The sequence below is a fragment of the Pseudogemmobacter sp. TB195 genome (assembly GCF_058313095.1).
Map to the genome: position 1 here is coordinate 1 of NZ_JBZEGG010000028.1, position 16,389 is coordinate 16,389.

At 62.2% G+C, this 16,389-nt stretch carries 15 protein-coding genes and 2 pseudogenes; 11 read left to right on the forward strand and 6 right to left on the reverse strand.

The window, feature by feature from the left end; genetic code table 11:
* Positions 1 to 178: 178 nt before the first annotated feature.
* From AC4FS3_RS23130 to AC4FS3_RS23140, 3 genes and pseudogenes are all read left to right on the forward strand, one after another.
* A pseudogene (locus AC4FS3_RS23130) lies at positions 179 to 307 on the forward strand (IS481 family transposase); the annotation flags it as partial.
* A gap of 12 nt (positions 308 to 319) precedes the next feature.
* Positions 320 to 998, forward strand: a pseudogene (locus AC4FS3_RS23135) (integrase catalytic domain-containing protein); the annotation flags it as partial.
* Positions 961 to 1,161, forward strand: a complete 201-nt coding sequence (locus AC4FS3_RS23140; RefSeq protein ID WP_491022542.1) for an integrase core domain-containing protein — start codon at positions 961 to 963, stop codon at positions 1,159 to 1,161. The pseudogene AC4FS3_RS23135 and the gene AC4FS3_RS23140, both read left to right, overlap by 38 nt.
* A gap of 651 nt (positions 1,162 to 1,812) precedes the next feature.
* Here AC4FS3_RS23140 and clpA read toward each other — a convergent pair.
* Entirely contained in the window at positions 1,813 to 4,131 is a 2,319-nt protein-coding gene (gene clpA, locus AC4FS3_RS23145; protein ID WP_198835977.1) for an ATP-dependent Clp protease ATP-binding subunit ClpA, read from the reverse strand.
* A 168-nt stretch (positions 4,132 to 4,299) separates the two neighbouring features.
* Positions 4,300 to 5,067 (reverse strand): hydroxyacylglutathione hydrolase, encoded by a 768-nt coding sequence (gloB, locus tag AC4FS3_RS23150; protein ID WP_491022473.1) that lies wholly within the window; start codon positions 5,065 to 5,067, stop codon positions 4,300 to 4,302.
* Between the two features lie 113 nt (positions 5,068 to 5,180).
* Here gloB and AC4FS3_RS23155 point away from each other — a divergent pair, with 113 nt between their 5' ends.
* From AC4FS3_RS23155 to AC4FS3_RS23185, 7 genes are all read left to right on the forward strand, one after another.
* Positions 5,181 to 6,023 carry a methyltransferase domain-containing protein gene (locus tag AC4FS3_RS23155; RefSeq protein WP_491022474.1) on the forward strand — a complete coding sequence of 281 codons (843 nt, stop codon included), beginning with the start codon at positions 5,181 to 5,183 and terminating at the stop codon, positions 6,021 to 6,023.
* 370 nt (positions 6,024 to 6,393) lie between these two features.
* Positions 6,394 to 6,954: a F0F1 ATP synthase subunit delta gene (locus tag AC4FS3_RS23160; RefSeq protein ID WP_198836116.1), complete on the forward strand. Its 561-nt coding sequence runs from the start codon at positions 6,394 to 6,396 to the stop codon at positions 6,952 to 6,954.
* Entirely contained in the window at positions 6,954 to 8,492 is a 1,539-nt protein-coding gene (gene atpA / locus AC4FS3_RS23165; protein ID WP_283176964.1) for a F0F1 ATP synthase subunit alpha, read from the forward strand. Before AC4FS3_RS23160 ends, atpA begins: the two co-directional genes overlap by 1 nt.
* Before the next feature lie 21 nt (positions 8,493 to 8,513).
* Entirely contained in the window at positions 8,514 to 9,386 is an 873-nt protein-coding gene (locus tag AC4FS3_RS23170; RefSeq protein ID WP_283176965.1) for a F0F1 ATP synthase subunit gamma, read from the forward strand.
* Positions 9,387 to 9,407: 21 nt separating this feature from the next.
* On the forward strand, positions 9,408 to 10,847 hold the full coding sequence (atpD, locus tag AC4FS3_RS23175; protein WP_283176966.1) for a F0F1 ATP synthase subunit beta: 1,440 nt from the start codon (positions 9,408 to 9,410) through the stop codon (positions 10,845 to 10,847).
* Positions 10,848 to 10,856: 9 nt separating this feature from the next.
* Positions 10,857 to 11,258, forward strand: coding sequence for a F0F1 ATP synthase subunit epsilon (locus AC4FS3_RS23180; protein WP_249496467.1), 402 nt, complete (start codon positions 10,857 to 10,859; stop codon positions 11,256 to 11,258).
* 123 nt (positions 11,259 to 11,381) lie between these two features.
* Positions 11,382 to 11,729, forward strand: a complete 348-nt coding sequence (locus AC4FS3_RS23185) for an H-type lectin domain-containing protein (RefSeq protein ID WP_491022475.1) — start codon at positions 11,382 to 11,384, stop codon at positions 11,727 to 11,729.
* Between the two features lie 63 nt (positions 11,730 to 11,792).
* On the opposite strand, the gene AC4FS3_RS23190 is transcribed toward AC4FS3_RS23185, so the two are convergent.
* Complete coding sequence (locus tag AC4FS3_RS23190; protein WP_491022476.1) at positions 11,793 to 12,749, reverse strand: phosphatase PAP2 family protein; 957 nt, start codon at positions 12,747 to 12,749, stop codon at positions 11,793 to 11,795.
* Between the two features lie 105 nt (positions 12,750 to 12,854).
* Positions 12,855 to 13,874: a ribose-phosphate pyrophosphokinase gene (locus tag AC4FS3_RS23195; protein ID WP_092895332.1), complete on the reverse strand. Its 1,020-nt coding sequence runs from the start codon at positions 13,872 to 13,874 to the stop codon at positions 12,855 to 12,857.
* A 178-nt stretch (positions 13,875 to 14,052) separates the two neighbouring features.
* Between AC4FS3_RS23195 and AC4FS3_RS23200 the strand changes: the two genes are divergently transcribed.
* Positions 14,053 to 14,883 carry an alpha/beta fold hydrolase gene (locus AC4FS3_RS23200; protein ID WP_491022477.1) on the forward strand — a complete coding sequence of 277 codons (831 nt, stop codon included), beginning with the start codon at positions 14,053 to 14,055 and terminating at the stop codon, positions 14,881 to 14,883.
* Between the two features lie 15 nt (positions 14,884 to 14,898).
* On the opposite strand, the gene AC4FS3_RS23205 is transcribed toward AC4FS3_RS23200, so the two are convergent.
* The gene (locus AC4FS3_RS23205) at positions 14,899 to 15,921 is read right to left on the reverse strand and encodes a threonine aldolase family protein (protein ID WP_491022478.1); all 1,023 of its coding nucleotides are present in this window, start codon (positions 15,919 to 15,921) and stop codon (positions 14,899 to 14,901) included.
* Positions 15,921 to 16,373, reverse strand: coding sequence for a YcgN family cysteine cluster protein (locus tag AC4FS3_RS23210; protein ID WP_491022479.1), 453 nt, complete (start codon positions 16,371 to 16,373; stop codon positions 15,921 to 15,923). Before AC4FS3_RS23210 ends, AC4FS3_RS23205 begins: the two co-directional genes overlap by 1 nt.
* Positions 16,374 to 16,389 lie beyond the last annotated feature (16 nt).

Sequence of the window (16,389 nt, forward strand, 5' to 3'; positions counted from 1 at the left end):
AGGATCAGCCGGCTAGCAATCGTGGTCAGGCCACAAGGTGTTCAGCGCTGTATCCTACCCCGTTGCTGGTCCTGGCCGGGACCGGCAACGGGGTCAATGTAGCAGGTCTGAGACACATAAGGTGTTTGATCCCAGGGTTTGATGGTGAGATCCTTTCTCTGGAGTGGCAGGATACCCTATGGGACAAGTTCGTCACGGCAGCGCCACGACCACGCACGCTGTCCGAGCAGCAATACAGCGATCGCAAGCTTCGCTCGCGCAGCTGAGCCGGCTCGGGGAAGGGACGGCAACGAAGCGAAGAATTCGAACCTAAGCGCAGATCATCGGGATCTTGCATGAACATCAGGCAGGCGCGGACTGTGCTGATCTCTGCCGCAAGCTAAATTCTTTGCATGGAAGACGAAGCAATCCGGACAGACGGTGTCGGAGTCCAGGCGGTTGCTGGCCGAGCACATGCCCGACTTGGCCGCGATGAATGAGCTGTTGTTAAATAATGGTGATGCCCGTCGTGAAGCGTGAGGCTGGCGCGCATCTGACGGTCCATACGGGGACGTCAGAATGGCGGATGTGCCAGATTGCCGGGGCGAACCGGAAGGCTGGTGAGATATCAGTCGCAGCATGCGCCTGAAACGCCGCTGCGCGGCTGGCTGAGGGACCTGGCCAATGAACGGCGCAGCTTCGGCTGCCGGCTTTGCAGCCAGGCAGGGTTAAAGGTTCGCTAACGCAAAGCGCGCCGCAAGGTGCCTGGCATTCGGGCGCGGGTCCTGGTAAAGACCGGTTCGCCTGCGGGCGGCAGGTCCGGGTGTTGAACGTGATGGACGAGGCCACACAGGGCTCCCTTGCCGAAATCGCTTACAGCGCTGATCGAACGCCGCGGCAAGCCTGGCATGATTGTCAGTCAAAACGGGACAGAACTGACGTCGAACGCGATCCTGCAGTGGTGTCCGGACACAGGATCGAATGGCACCATATCGCGACGGGCAGGCCGATGCGGAACTGCTTCGTCGCAACCTTACCCATGCCCGTAACCTGATTGCGGCCTGGAGGACCAGCTACAATACCAAATGCCCTTACCCGACCCTCGGATACCAGACCTCTGCAGCATTCGCCCTGCACCTGACCGCCGCAATCGGCGTGAGTGATCACCGGGTTCCGGACTGAGCCGGATGAAAGTCCCACGGCAGGTCACAATGCCCTCGTTTGGGTTGAGCGGCAGATCCGGCGCCAGGTGTTTCGCCTTCAAGCCCCGTGAAAGGACAGAAATAACCGACGGCAGTCAATGCGGGGGCAATGCAGGTTCTTCCTCGACCGTCACTGCCTGAGCGCCCGCCCCTCGTCGTTTTAGGAGACGGGGGCAGAACTGCGGCTGGTATGTGGATCTCAGACCGCACGAGCTTAGTGCGGGCCTCTGGCCAGGATCTGAAATGCAGTTACGGAGATTTCAGAGGCGCTTGCCCGACCGCAACATCCCGGTCAGGGCCTCGTGCCGACTGCGGCAGTCCAGGAAGTCGCTTCGTCCTGGGTTTCGGACAATAAGAAGAAAGCGCCGCGTGGCAGAGAGCCTGCCTGGTCAGAATGCAGGGGATCGGCCCCGCATCGGGTGGCAAGTTTTCTCGCATCAATACGGCTGGCTGCTCCGGCTGAAGCGTTCCACGTCATCAGCTCTCTCGGAGAGTGCCGCCCGCATTGAAAACTGCCGGTGAGAGAACAGATGCGCAGGGATCCCGAAGAGGCGGCGCGCCCCGTTTCGCGAAGCCTGCCTCCGGGCCGGCGCACCAGATGAAAACCCCCGCCAGTGGCGGGGGTTTTGCTTTATTCGGCCGTCAGGAGCGGCGGTTTCGATCCGGTGATCCGGGGTTTGACCGGCTCCTGGATCTGCAGCTCAATGGCGCCGTCTTTCACCACCACTTTCACCACACCGCCTTTTTGCAGATCACCAAACAGCAGCTCTTCCGCCAGCGGCTTCTTGATATGCTCCTGGATCACGCGGCCCAGCGGGCGGGCGCCCATCTTGTCGTCATAGCCCTTTTCGGCAAGCCATGCGGCAGCCTCGGAGGACAATTCGATATGGACGCCGCGGTCGATCAGCTGCGCTTCCAGCTGGAGGACGAATTTCTCGACCACCTGCAGGATCACCTCTTTCGGCAGCGCACCGAAGGCCACGACCGCATCGAGACGGTTGCGGAATTCGGGGGTGAAGGTGCGCTCCACCGCTGCCGTATCTTCACCGGTCCGCTTTTCGCGGCCAAAGCCGATGGCGGCCTTAGCCATGTCCGAGGCACCGGCATTCGAGGTCATGATCAGGATCACATTGCGGAAATCCACCGCCCGCCCGTTATGATCGGTCAGCTTGCCGTGATCCATCACCTGCAACAGGATGTTGAACACATCCGGATGCGCCTTTTCGATCTCATCAAGCAGCAGCACGCAATGCGGGTGCTGGTCGACACCATCCGTCAGCATGCCACCCTGGTCGAAACCGACATAGCCGGGAGGCGCGCCGATCAGACGGGAGACCGCATGTTTCTCCATATATTCCGACATGTCGAAGCGCAGGAGTTCGACCCCCAGCGTATTCGCCAGCTGCTTTGCCACCTCGGTTTTGCCAACGCCGGTCGGGCCGGTGAAGAGGTAATTGCCGATGGGCTTTTCAGGCTCGCGCAGACCGGCGCGGGCGAGTTTGATCGACGCCGACAGGGCCTCGATCGCCTTGTCCTGGCCGAAGACCAGCCGCTTCAGCGTCTTTTCCATATCGCGCAGCACTTCTGCATCGTCTTTCGAGACGTTTTTCGGCGGGATACGGGCGATCTTGGCCACCACGGCTTCGATCTCTTTCGTCCCGATCTGCTTACGGCGTTTCGATTCCGACACGAGATGCTGCGCCGCCCCGGCCTCGTCGATCACATCGATCGCCGAATCCGGCAGTTTGCGGTCGTTGATATAGCGATGCGCCAGCTCGACCGCGGTTTTGATCGCGTCATTGGTATAGCGCAGGTCGTGATGCTCTTCGAAATGCGGCTTCAGCCCCATCAGGATCTTGATCGTGTCGGGCACCGAGGGCTCGTTCACGTCGATTTTCTGGAAGCGCCGGCTCAGCGCGCGGTCTTTCTCGAAATGCTGACGGAACTCCTTATAGGTGGTGGAGCCCATCGTGCGCAGTTTGCCGCCCTGCAATGCAGGTTTCAGCAGGTTCGAGGCATCCATCGCGCCGCCCGAGGTCGCACCGGCACCGATCACCGTATGGATCTCGTCGATAAACAGGATCCCGTCGGGGTGATCCTCCATCTCTTTGACGACCGCCTTCAGACGTTCCTCGAAATCGCCGCGATAGCGGGTTCCAGCCAGCAACGCGCCCATATCGAGCGAGAAGATGGTCGCACCCGACAGAACCTCGGGCACTTCACCGCGCACGATCTTCCAGGCGAGGCCTTCGGCAATCGCGGTTTTGCCCACCCCCGGATCACCCACCAGCAGCGGGTTGTTCTTGCGGCGGCGGCACAGGACCTGGATCGCGCGCTCGACCTCGGCTTCACGGCCGATCAGCGGATCGACCTCGCCCTTGCGCGCTTTGACGTTCAGATCGACGCAATATTTCGACAGCGCCGACTCTTTCGCCTCACCAGCCTCGGCTTTCGGGGTTTCCTGCGGCTCGTCTGCGCCCTGGATCGGGCGGGCCTCGCCAAAGGCGGGGTTCTTGGCCACGCCATGCGCGATGAAATTCACCGCATCATAGCGGGTCATATCCTGTTCCTGCAGGAAATAGGCCGCGTTCGATTCACGTTCGGCAAAGATCGCGACCAGCACATTGGCGCCGGTCACTTCGGTGCGGCCCGAAGACTGCACATGGATCGCCGCGCGCTGGATCACGCGCTGGAAGGCGGCGGTCGGCACGGCTTCCGACCCTTCGACACTGGTGACCAGCGTCGAAAGATCCTCATCGACGAAATCGGTCAGCGTCTTGCGCAATTCATCCAGATCGACCGAGCAGGCTTTCATCACCCGCGCGGCGTCGGGTTCATCAATCAGGGCCAGCAAAAGATGTTCAAGGGTTGCCAGTTCATGACGGCGGGCATTGGCCAGAGCCAGCGCACCATGAATGGCTTGTTCGAGCGTGGACGAGAATGACGGCACTTGCCTGCTCCTGTTCCTCGGGGGCGGGGGGATTAGCAGTTCCTCTCCGACCGTGGCCTCATATAGTTAAAGATCGGTTTTATTCAGCGTACTTCAAGCGCAATCTGATCCCCCCCGCGAATTCTGTCTTTGGATTGCAGGAATGTGATACTTCCCGCTGCAATCGGATCAGAACCTGTCCTTACGCGCCCGGATTTCGGCGAAAACCACGTCATCGGGGGCATCGGGCAGGCCCACCGCCTGTTTCAGCTGCGGCAGATGCGCGCGCAGAAACGGATTGGTTGCCAGCTCGTCGGAAAGGGTGGAGGGCATCGGCAGGCGGCCTTCGCGGCGCAGCCCGGCCAGAGCTTCGATACGGGAGATAAGTGCGGAATTTTCTGGTTCAAGGGTCAGGGCAAAGCGCAGATTGCTGTCGAGGTAATCATGCCCCGATCCTACCAGCGTCCCGGGCGGCAAAGCGGCAAGTTTCGACAGGCTTTGCCACATCATGGGCGCGGTGCCCTCGAAAATGCGGCCGCAGCCCACAGCCATCAGCGTGTCGGCGGTGAAAACAAATCCCGAAACCGGGAAATGATAGCTGACATGTCCCAGAGTATGGCCGGGGGTTTCGATCACGACCGCTTCTTCGCCGCCCACGCGGATATGGTCGCCTTCGGTCAGGGCGCGGTCGAGCGGCGGCAGGCGATGCACATCCTTTGCCGCGCCCAGCACCTTTGCGCCGGTGGCCGCGACAATGCCGGGCACGCCGTCAATATGGTCCCAGTCGTGATGGGTGAGAAGGATCTGGCCAAGGGTCCAGCCGCGTTCCGCCAGCGCGGCCAGAACGGGGCCGGGTTCCGGCGCGTCGATCAAGGCGGTGTCTCCGCTTGCGGCATCATGCAGCAGGAAGGCGAAGTTGTCCTTGAGGCAGGGGATCGTTACCAGTTCGAGAGCCATAGCTTTTCCTTTTCCTGCCGCTAAGATGGGCGGCCTGTACCGCCGCTGGGGCCAATATCTGCTTCAGTTCACCTTTATCCGCTGCAGTTCACCAGAGGGAGCCAGCAACCGCAATGCACCTCGACGTGCAGGATCTGAGAGATTTCTACTACCGCACCCAGCTTGGCCGGGTGGCGCAGCGTGCGATCCGTGATCAGCTGATCCGGATGTGGCCGGCGGGTGCCGGGCAGATGGCGGGACAGACGGTTGCAGGCTTTGGCTTTGCGGTGCCACTGTTGCGCCCGTGGCTGGAGGAGGCGCGCCGGGTGATCGGGCTGATGCCGGGCCAGCAGGGCGTGATGCCCTGGCCTTCGGGAATGCCCAATGTCTCGGTCCTGTGCGAGGAATCCGCCTGGCCCATATCGACCGGATTTGTCGACCGCCTGGTGCTGATGCATGGGCTGGAGACCTCGGACCAGCCGCCATCGGTGCTGGAAGAGGCGCATCGCGTGCTCGGCCCCGGCGGGCGCGCGGTGTTTGTGGTGCCGAACCGTTCCGGTCTCTGGGCGCGGCGCGACGGGACGCCCTTTGGCTATGGCCGCCCCTATTCCGGTGCGCAGCTCGAGGCGCAGCTGCGGTTACATGGCTTCACCCCCGAACGCAGCGCGACCGTGCTGCATGCGCCGCCAAGCCAGGCGCCCTTCTGGCTCAGGACCGCTGATCTGTGGGAACGGATGGGCCGCCGCCTGCCCTGGCTGTCCGGGGGGATCCTGATCGTCGAGGCGACCAAGCAGGTCTATGCGCCGACGCGGGGCGGGCTGAAAGCAGTGGTGACGCGGCCCCTGAAGGTGCTGGAAGGGGTGCGGGGTGGCCCGCCGCCGGAACCTGCGCTGAACAATATCACCACCGGAAGGATCACAACCGGAAGGATAAAGACCGGCAGGACCCCGGCTGCTTCGACCGCTGCGACGGGGTGACGCCGCCTTGCCGCGACTGAATTTGGCGCTGCAGCCGAGTGCTTTGCCAGCCAAGAGAAACCCCGCCTGAGGCCGCCGTAGGGCGCTGATGTGATTCTGCCCGAACGGGTGGGCGAATGGGCGGGGCCGCGTCAATCAGGCGCAGTGACCCGCTACAAAGAGTTGCAGCCCCGTGCCCTGCGCCCGGCTGGCGCAATATCGGGGTCGAAACCCTCACGAAAGCGCGACTGACAAGGTTGCGGGGTTGGTCATGCTCTGTTAATGACGCCCGCGACAGCGGATACAAAGGTCTCCCTTTGTCCATGGCGCACGCACGATGGCGACGCCGGTGGTCGGGCAGGGTGAGACCGGATAGATGGGAAGGACGACCGTGGCGGAATCAGCTTCGATCTCTCAGGGCATTGCCGCGCGATATGCCACCGCGCTTTTCGATCTGGCGAAAGAAGGGGGCGCGCTGAAAGCCGTTGAGGCCGATGCCGCAGCGCTGACCGACGCCCTTGCCGTGTCGCCCGATCTGGGCGCCATGATCGCCTCGCCGGTTGTGTCTCGCGAAGAGCAGGCCAACGCCATTGCCGCAGTGGCAAAGGCGATGAAACTCGACGCGCTGACCGCGAACACGCTGGGCCTGATGGCCGACAAGCGCCGTCTCTTCGTGCTGCCGCAATTCCTGACGGTGCTGCGCGCTCAGATCGCGAAAGAAAAAGGCGAAGTGACCGCCGAGGTGACCTCGGCCGTGGCTCTGACCACCGAGCAGGTCACGAAGCTGACCGCCACGCTGAAAGCTAAGGTCGGCAAGACCGTCAAACTGAACGCAACCGTCGATGAAAGCCTCATCGGCGGTCTTATCGTCAAGCTGGGCTCGACCATGATCGACACGTCGGTCAAGTCGAAGCTCGCTTCCCTGCAGAATGCTATGAAAGAGGTTGGGTGATGGGAATTCAGGCTGCTGAGATCTCTGCGATCCTGAAAGAGCAGATCAAGAACTTTGGCAAAGACGCCGAAGTGACCGAAATCGGTCGTGTGCTTTCCGTCGGTGACGGTATTGCGCGCGTTCACGGGCTGGACAATATCCAGGCTGGCGAGATGGTCGAATTCCCCGGTGGCATCCGTGGCATGGCGCTGAACCTTGAAGTCGACAACGTTGGTGTCGTTATCTTTGGTTCTGACCAGGACATCAAAGAAGGCGATACCGTAAAGCGCACCAAGTCCATCGTGGACGTGCCGGCTGGTAATGCTCTGCTGGGCCGCGTTGTTGACGGTCTTGGCAACCCGATCGACGGCAAAGGCCCGATCGCAGCAACCGAGCGCCGCGTGGCCGACGTCAAAGCCCCGGGCATCATTCCGCGTAAATCGGTTCACGAGCCGATGGCGACCGGCCTCAAGGCCATCGACGCCATGATCCCGGTTGGCCGTGGCCAGCGCGAGCTGATCATCGGCGACCGCCAGACCGGCAAAACCGCTGTGGCGCTCGACACCATTCTGAACCAGAAGTCCTATAATGAGGCTGCTGGCGACGACGAGTCGAAGAAACTCTACTGCATCTATGTGGCTATCGGGCAAAAGCGCTCGACCGTGGCTCAGCTGGTGAAAAAACTCGAAGAGACCGGCGCGCTGGCTTACACCATCGTTGTGGCCGCGACCGCTTCGGACCCGGCACCGCTGCAATACCTGGCGCCTTACTCGGCGACCGCTATGGCAGAATTCTTCCGCGACAATGGCCGTCATGCCCTCATCATTTATGATGACCTTTCCAAACAGGCTGTGGCTTACCGTCAGATGTCGCTGCTGCTCCGCCGCCCGCCGGGCCGCGAAGCTTACCCGGGCGACGTGTTCTACCTGCATTCCCGCCTGCTTGAGCGTTCGTCGAAGCTGAACGAAGATTTCGGTTCGGGCTCGCTGACCGCGCTGCCGGTGATCGAGACCCAGGGCGGCGACGTGTCGGCCTTTATCCCGACGAACGTGATCTCGATCACCGACGGTCAGATCTTCCTTGAGACCGAACTCTTCTACCAGGGCATCCGCCCGGCTGTGAACACCGGTCTGTCGGTGTCGCGTGTGGGCTCCTCGGCTCAGACCAACTCGATGAAAACCGTGGCTGGCCCGGTGAAACTGTCGCTCGCCCAGTATCGCGAGATGGCGGCTTTCGCTCAGTTCGGTTCCGACCTCGACGCTTCGACCCAGCAGCTCCTGGCCCGCGGTGCGCGCCTGACCGAGCTGATGAAACAGCCGCAATATTCGCCGCTGACCAATGCTGAAATCGTCGCCGTGATCTATGCGGGCACCGCCGGTTTCCTCGACAAGGTCGCCGTGAAAGACGTCGGTCGTTTCGAAGCTGGTCTGCTGGCTTATCTGCGCGGCCCGAAGAAAGAGATCCTCGACTGGCTGACCACCGCCGATCCGAAGATCAAAGGCGCAGACGAGACCAAGCTGAAAGACGCTATCGCGGCATTCGCCAAAGACTTCGCATAAGAGCCCTGAAGGAGAAGGCAGATGCCCAGCCTTAAGGACCTTAAAAACCGGATCAACAGCGTTAAGAATACGCGGAAGATCACCAAGGCGATGCAAATGGTCGCCGCTGCCAAACTGCGCCGTGCGCAGGAGGCAGCGGAAGCCGGTCGCCCCTATGCCGAACGGATGAACGCGGTCATGACCTCGCTCGCCGGCGGCGTGGCCGGATCGGAAGGCGCACCGCGCCTTCTGGCCGGCTCTGGCAAAGACCAGACCCACCTTCTGGTGGTGATGACGGCAGAGCGCGGGCTGTGCGGCGGGTTCAACTCGTCCATCGCCAAACTGGCGCGGACCCATGCCCAGGAGCTGACCGCTCAGGGCAAGACGGTGAAGATCCTCACCGTCGGCAAAAAGGGCCGCGAACAGCTGAAGCGCGACTGGGCGCATGCCTTTGTCGGCCATATCGACCTGTCGGATGTCAAACGCGTGGGCTATGCCAATGCGGCGGATATCGCGCGCCAGGCGACGGCTTACTTCGACAATGGCGAAGCCGATGTGGTCACGGTGTTCTTCTCGCGCTTCCAGTCGGTGATCAGCCAGATCCCGACCGCGCAGCAGATCATCCCGGCGAAATTCGAAAGCGCGGAAGGGGCGGCATCGTCGCTCTATGATTACGAGCCTTCGGAAGAGACCATTCTCGCCGACCTGCTGCCGCGCAACATCGCGACCCAGATCTTCACCGCTCTCCTTGAAAACGGCGCCTCCGAGCAGGGCGCGCGGATGTCCGCAATGGACAACGCGACCCGCAACGCCGGCGACATGATCAACAAGCTGACCATCCAGTTCAACCGGAGCCGTCAGGCAGCGATCACCAAGGAACTCATCGAAATCATCTCGGGCGCTGAGGCGCTCTGACGAACCCGGAGTATTTGAACAATGGCTAAAGCACCGAAAGCTGCCGCCACGGGTAAGGTTACCCAGGTCATCGGCGCAGTTGTGGACGTTCAGTTCGAGGGCGCTCTGCCCGCCATTCTGAACGCGATCGAAACCGAGAATAACGGCAAGCCCCTGGTTCTCGAAGTGGCTCAGCACCTTGGCGAGAACACCGTTCGCGCCGTGGCTATGGACGCGACCGAAGGTCTGGTTCGTGGCGCCCCGGTGAAAGACCTCGGCGCGCCGATCTCGGTGCCCGTTGGCACCGCGACGCTCGGCCGCATCCTGAACGTCATCGGCGAGCCGGTGGACGAAAAAGGCCCGGTCAATACCGAGACCCGCCGCGCGATCCACGCCCCGGCCCCGGATTTTGCACAGCAATCCACCGCGACCGAGATCCTCGTGACCGGCATCAAGGTCATCGACCTGCTGGCGCCTTACACCAAAGGCGGCAAGATCGGCCTCTTCGGCGGTGCCGGCGTGGGCAAGACCGTTCTGATCATGGAACTGATCAACAACATCGCGAAAGTGCACTCGGGTGTGTCCGTGTTCGCAGGCGTTGGCGAACGGACCCGTGAAGGCAACGACCTTTATCACGAGATGATCGAATCGGGCGTTATCGTTCCGGACGATCTGGAAAAGTCGAAAATTGCCCTTGTTTACGGCCAGATGAACGAGCCTCCGGGCGCGCGTATGCGGATCGCTCTGTCGGGTCTGACCATTGCGGAACAGTTCCGCGACGAGACCGGCGCAGACGTTCTGTTCTTCGTCGACAACATCTTCCGCTTCACGCAGGCTGGTTCGGAAGTGTCGGCGCTGCTCGGCCGTATCCCGTCGGCCGTGGGCTACCAGCCGACGCTGGCGACCGATATGGGCGCGATGCAGGAACGCATCACCTCGACCAAGAACGGCTCGATCACCTCGGTTCAGGCCGTTTACGTTCCGGCCGATGACCTTACCGACCCGGCCCCTGCAACCTCGTTCGCCCACCTTGACGCGACCACGGTTCTTGACCGTTCGATCTCGGAAAAAGGCATCTACCCGGCTGTGGATCCGCTGGGTTCCACCTCGCGTCTGCTGGATCCGCTGGTCATCGGCGAAGAGCATTACAATGTCGCAACGAGCGTCCAGCGCGTTCTGCAGAAGTACAAGTCGCTGCAGGACATCATCGCCATCCTCGGCATGGACGAACTCAGCGAAGACGACAAGCTGACGGTGGCCCGCGCCCGTAAGATCGAGCGTTTCCTGTCGCAGCCCTTCGACGTGGCAAAGGTCTTCACCGGCGCTGACGGCAAGCAGGTTCCGCTGGAAGACACCATCGCTTCGTTCAAAGCGGTTGTGGCTGGCGAATATGACCACCTGCCGGAAGCGGCCTTCTACATGGTCGGCGGCATCGAAGAAGTGAAAGCCAAGGCTGCCAAACTCGCTGCGGCAGCGGCGTAAGGGGGCGACATGGCAGGCAATCTGCAATTCGACCTTGTAAGCCCCGAGCGGCGTCTCGCCTCGGTCCCGGCGACCGAAGTGCAGATCCCCGGCGCTGACGGCGATATGACGGCGATGGAGGGGCACAGCCCCACCATCACCACTTTGCGCCCCGGCATCCTGCGCGCGGTGACCTCGGAGGGCGTGAAGTCCTACATCGTCACCGGCGGCTTTGCGGATATCTCGCCCTCGGGCGTGACCGTACTGGCCGAGCGGGCGATCCCGGCGGAAGAAGCCAGCAGCACGATCCTCGACGAGATCCTCGCCGAGGCCCGTTCGCTGGCCGATGCCGCGCTGCCCGAAGACAAGGCCCAGGCCGAGAAGAACGTCTCGGATGTGGCAGCCTTGCGCGATGCGGTGCAAAAGCACTGAGACCCCTGCTGTCCCGGGACAGTGGAAAAAGACAGGAAAAGGCTCCTTCTGCGGAAGGAGCCTTTTCTTTTGCACCGGGGTTTCGCTTATAGTCCGGGCAGCTAATTCTACTTTCGGCAGATCATGAAACGCTTCAGCGCACCTATAGGGGTTCAGCAGGGATCAAAGATCCTGTTCTCGGATTTTGCCGATGGCGGACAGATGTGGGTCGGCGAGGGCGAGCGGGACTCACGTCATCATGTGACATTCACTGAGGCCTATCTCTCGCCCCCCGCCGTGATGATCGGCCTGTCGATGTGGGACATGGACAACCGCACCAATCTGCGCGCGCATATCGCAACCGAAAAGGTGACAGAGACCGGCTTTGAGATCGTCTTCCGCACCTGGGGTGACAGTCGTATCGCCAGGGTCAGGGCGGACTGGACCGCGATCGGCCAACTGGCCGATTCCGAAGTCTGGAATGTCGACTGACGTCACCGGAGGATATCAGCGGCCCGGTAGTTTCGGGCGACAGGTCTGACTTCTTTCGCCAGATCATGGCCGGGTTTTGGGCTCGGGCAAAAGTCGGGCGGCAAGCCAAGCACAGGTCAGGAAGACAAAGGAACCGGCAATCAGATCGACCATATGATGTGCGCCATGGGAAAGGGTCGCCGGGATCATCAGGAGGCTCGCAGCCAGCAGAGGCAGGAAGAAAATCGTCCCACGCGTATACCATGCCACCATCCAGGCCATGACGATATGATAAGAGGGGAAGGCGACCATTCCCATGATATCCTGTGCCCGGATCACCGGAGGACCCTCGCGCACGAGGCCCAGCAGCACCTCACCGTAATGTGGGGTATAGATCAGCCCGATCCGCGCGGCGGCCTGGGCCTCCGGCTGGCTCCAGGCCGAGGGGCCAACACTGGGCCAGAGCCACCAGACCGAGATCGCCACAATCATAGTCAGCATCCCAACCAGCAGGAAGCGCTGCAACTGCGTCTCGCGCGCGAGAAAGCTCAGGAGAATGATCACGAAGATGATTTGCCCGAGCGAGCTGACGTAAAGAAGGCCGAGCGCCTGACCAAGCAATGGCCAGCCAGAGAGGGCATTGACGAAGCCCACCCAGTCATAGCCAAGGGCGGCATCAACCGCCATCAGATCGAGGTCGATCATCGGGCGTGGCAGGGGGAACAAGGCATAGATGAACAGCGTGACAAGGGCGGTAAACCCCATGAATAGTCCGACGCCGATGGCAGCCGTGCCAACCCGCTGCGCTCCGCTGCGGATTCGGGCGCAGGCGCCGACCACTATGATGCCGAAAGAGGCAAGGATGCCGGTGATAAAACCGCTCCATTCGACGATCCGACCCATGGCGAGGATCAGCACAAGGCAGCCTGTTCCAAGCGTGAGCACCAGCGTCAGAAGCAACCATTCGGCCGGGCGCAGCGCCTTCTTGGAGCAGGCCGCCACCTGCCAGGGCAGAGCGTAGATTTCCGGTTTCACAGTCACCAGTCAGTTCTCCGGCCTTGTCTCACGCGCAGCTATCGCGCCAGAATAAGGCCGGAGAGGGGCGGAATTCCCTCGAAGAGGGGGCCACCGCCCGGAAATTTAGCCTCAGCTGCGCGGATAAAGGCCCTCATAGATCGGAACCAGGGTCTCGGTCTCGAACAGGGACGAGACCGACATGCCGCCCCAGATGTTCAGCACGGCCTGGGCAAACATCGGCGCGGTCGGCACGATGCGGATATTCGGGCAGTTCAGCACGGCATCGGTCGGTGCGATGGAATCGGTGATCACCAGCGATTTCATCACCGATTTCGTCACCCGCTCGACCGCCGGGCCCGAGAGGACGCCATGGGTGATATAGGCATGAACCTCGGTCGCCCCGGCATTAATCAGCGTCTCGGCCGCTTTGCACAGGGTGCCGGCGGTGTCGCAGATGTCATCAACGATGATACATTTCTTGCCGCTGACATTGCCGATCACCGTCATCTCGGCGACTTCACCGGCCTTTTCCCGGCGCTTATCGACAATGGCGAGCGGTGCATTGATGCGCTTTGCGATCTCACGCGCGCGGGCCACGCCGCCGACATCGGGCGAGATGATCATCACATCATCCAGCTGGCCTTTGAAATGATGCTCGATATCGAGCGAGAAGATCGGGCTGGCATAGAGATTGTCGACGGGGATGTCGAAAAAGCCCTGGATCTGGGCGGCATGCAGATCAAGCGTCAGCACGCGATCGACGCCGGCGGTCTGGATCAGGTTCGAGACCAGCTTGGCCGAGATCGGCGTGCGCGCTTTGGTGCGACGGTCCTGGCGGGCATAGCCGAAATAGGGGATCACGGCAGTGATCCGCGCCGCCGAAGACCGGCGCAGCGCGTCAACCATGATCAGAAGTTCCATCAGGTTGTCATTCGCCGGGTTCGAGGTCGGCTGGATAACATACATATCCTCGCCGCGCACATTGTCGAACACCTCGACAAAGATCTCCTGGTCATTGAAGCGCTCGACCCTGGCGTCTACCAGGCTGATCGACATGCCGCGATGCATAGACATGCGGCGCGCGATGGATTTCGCGAGCGGAAGGTTGGCATTACCGGAAATAAGTTTCGGCTCGTTGATGGCGGCCATGATCTGGGCTCCGTGTGGGCAGCGGAATCGGATGCGGGCGGGATAGCACCGAGGGAGGGCCGGGCAAAGGGGCGCGGCGTGCAATCCGGGGCTGCATATGGCCATGCCGTCACGAAAATGCCAAATGACGCATGTTCGCAACTGCGAACGGCCCATCTGAGACCGCAATGAGGATCCCATGACCCTGTCTGACCGGCGCGCTGACCCCATCCTGCACAGAATCGCTGGCCATGAAACGGCGGTGCGGCAGTTCGGATCTGGCGCACGCCCCCTCCTGGCGCTGCATTGCAGCCTCGCGCATGGCGGGGCCTGGGCGGTGCTGGCACAGCTTTTGCCTGAGGTAACGGTTACGGCGCCCGACCTGCCGGGGCATGGGCAAAGCGCGCCGCCCGGTGCGGATCTGCACGGGCTCGCAACCGCGATCGCGGCAGAGCTTGCGGCAGAGATCGGGGACGGGGCACCGGTCGATCTGATCGGCCATAGTTTCGGGGGCACAGTAGCGCTGCGTCTCACGCTGGAGCGCCCGGACCTCGTGCGCAGTCTGACCCTCGCCGAGCCGGTGCTCTTTGCCGCGGCAAAGGGGACGCAGGCTTTCTCTGAGAATTTTACGGCGCATGGGCGGGTGACTGATCTCGGCGCGCAGGACATTGACGCGGCGGCGGCATTGTTTCACAGGGCCTGGGGCGGTGGCATCCCCTTTGCCGCGCTGCCCGAGCGCCAGCGCCGCTATATGGCTGATCGCATGTATCTGGTGTTCAATCTGAACCCGGTCCTGATGGAGGATGCGGCGGGGATGCTCGCGCCGGGCCGGCTCGAGGCCTTGCAGATTCCGGTCCTGCTCGCCGAAGGCAGCGAGAGCCCGGCCATCGTGCCGGCAATCCTCGATACGCTGGCGGCGCGTATCCCGGGCGCGCGGCGGGTCCGGGTCGAGGGGGCCGGCCATATGCTGCCGCTGACCCATCCAGAGCCGATCGCGCGCGCAATGCAAGAGCTGCTGGCCGGCGGCTGAGGGCCGGCCTGCGTTTCAGATCAGGGCGAGAAACCGGTCCACATCGTCAGGCGTGGTGGACCAGCCTGTGACGAGCCGCGCGCCCTCGTAACCGGCGCCATCCTCAGAGTAATAGCTCGCCCCGGCAGTGCGGAGCCGGTCGTGCAGACCGCTCTCCCAGGTCGTGAACATCAGATTGGCCTCGACGGGGCCCCGCAGTACGACTCCGGGCTTTGCAGTAAGCCCTGCGGCAAGCCGCGCTGCCATGCGATTGGCATGGGCTGCAAGGTCGAGCCAGAGCCCATTCTCAAGCCAGGCCGACATCTGGGCTGCCAGAAAGCGGTGTTTCGACACCAGATGCCCGCTGCGCTTGCGTCTGAGCTGGAATTCCCAGGCGCGCGACGGGTTGAACAGCACCACTGCCTCGACCCCCATACAGCCGTTCTTGGTGCCGCCGAGCGAAAGGATATCAACGCCCGCACGCCAGCTCAGATCGGCCGGTGAGGCGCCTGTCGCCACCACCGCATTGGCAAAGCGCGCGCCATCGAGATGCACCGGCAACCCGAATTCTCGCGCTACCGCACAAAGCGCCGCGGTCTCGGCAGCGGTATAAACCGTACCGGCCTCGGTGACGTTGGTCAGCGAGACCGCGCCGCGCTGAACGGAATGAACGCCGCCGGTGCCATGGGCCATGATCACCGCACGCAGCGCCTCGGGTGACATGCGGCCATGTGACCCCGGCACCGGCACCAGCTTGGCGCCATGGGTGAAAAACTCGGGCGCGCCGCATTCGTCCCGGGTGATATGGGCCAGCTCCTGCGCGAAAATCGCGCTCCAGGGCGCGGTAAGCACCGCCAGGGACAGTGCATTGGCGGCAGTGCCGGTCGGGACCAGGGCGATTTCGGCCTCGGGCGCGTCAAAAATCTCACGGATCTGCGCGGTCAGACGCAATGTCAGCGGGTCCGTCCCGTAGCCGGGCGCCTGGCCCTCATTGGCGCGCATGAGCGCCGCCATGATCTGCGGCGCCACGCCGGAGCAATTGTCAGAGGCGAAATGCATCACTCTTCCTCACCGAGCAGGTAGTCTTCCCAGTCTTCCTCGGGAACCGTCAGCTCGGACACGGTCTGACCCCGGATCGTCGGGCCGAGCCTATGGGTGCTGTCCGGGTCGCCGGTGAGCAGCGGATGCCAGTCGGGAAGCGGCTCGTTGTAGTAAAGGCGCTTATAGGCGCAGGTTTCGGGCATCCAATACGCGGATTTCGCGAGCGTCTTCGGCGTCAGGAAAACGCATTCCGGCACATGTTTCTTGCGGTTGGGGTAATCCGAGCACAGGCAGGTCGCATTGTCGAACAGGCGGCAGGCGACGCGGGTGAAGACCAGCTCGCCCGTATCCTCGAATTCCAGCTTGTTCAGGCAGCATTTGCCGCAGCCATCACAAAGCGCCTCCCATTCGGCAGGCGTCATCTTTTTGAGCGGGACGGTTTCCCAGAAACGGGTGCGCAGGCTGGACATAGGCGCTATTTGATCC

Bases quoted from the DNA above. Each gene is read 5' to 3' on its own strand.
- AC4FS3_RS23140 (WP_491022542.1), top strand. From the start codon at position 961: ATGGCACCATATCGCGACGGGCAGGCCGATGCGGAACTGCTTCGTCGC.
- gloB (WP_491022473.1), bottom strand. From the start codon at position 5,067: ATGGCTCTCGAACTGGTAACGATCCCCTGCCTCAAGGACAACTTCGCC.
- AC4FS3_RS23155 (WP_491022474.1), top strand. From the start codon at position 5,181: ATGCACCTCGACGTGCAGGATCTGAGAGATTTCTACTACCGCACCCAG.
- atpA (WP_283176964.1), top strand. From the start codon at position 6,954: ATGGGAATTCAGGCTGCTGAGATCTCTGCGATCCTGAAAGAGCAGATC.
- AC4FS3_RS23170 (WP_283176965.1), top strand. From the start codon at position 8,514: ATGCCCAGCCTTAAGGACCTTAAAAACCGGATCAACAGCGTTAAGAAT.
- atpD (WP_283176966.1), top strand. From the start codon at position 9,408: ATGGCTAAAGCACCGAAAGCTGCCGCCACGGGTAAGGTTACCCAGGTC.
- AC4FS3_RS23180 (WP_249496467.1), top strand. From the start codon at position 10,857: ATGGCAGGCAATCTGCAATTCGACCTTGTAAGCCCCGAGCGGCGTCTC.
- AC4FS3_RS23185 (WP_491022475.1), top strand. From the start codon at position 11,382: ATGAAACGCTTCAGCGCACCTATAGGGGTTCAGCAGGGATCAAAGATC.
- AC4FS3_RS23195 (WP_092895332.1), bottom strand. From the start codon at position 13,874: ATGGCCGCCATCAACGAGCCGAAACTTATTTCCGGTAATGCCAACCTT.
- AC4FS3_RS23200 (WP_491022477.1), top strand. From the start codon at position 14,053: ATGACCCTGTCTGACCGGCGCGCTGACCCCATCCTGCACAGAATCGCT.
- AC4FS3_RS23205 (WP_491022478.1), bottom strand. From the start codon at position 15,921: ATGCATTTCGCCTCTGACAATTGCTCCGGCGTGGCGCCGCAGATCATG.
- AC4FS3_RS23210 (WP_491022479.1), bottom strand. From the start codon at position 16,373: ATGTCCAGCCTGCGCACCCGTTTCTGGGAAACCGTCCCGCTCAAAAAG.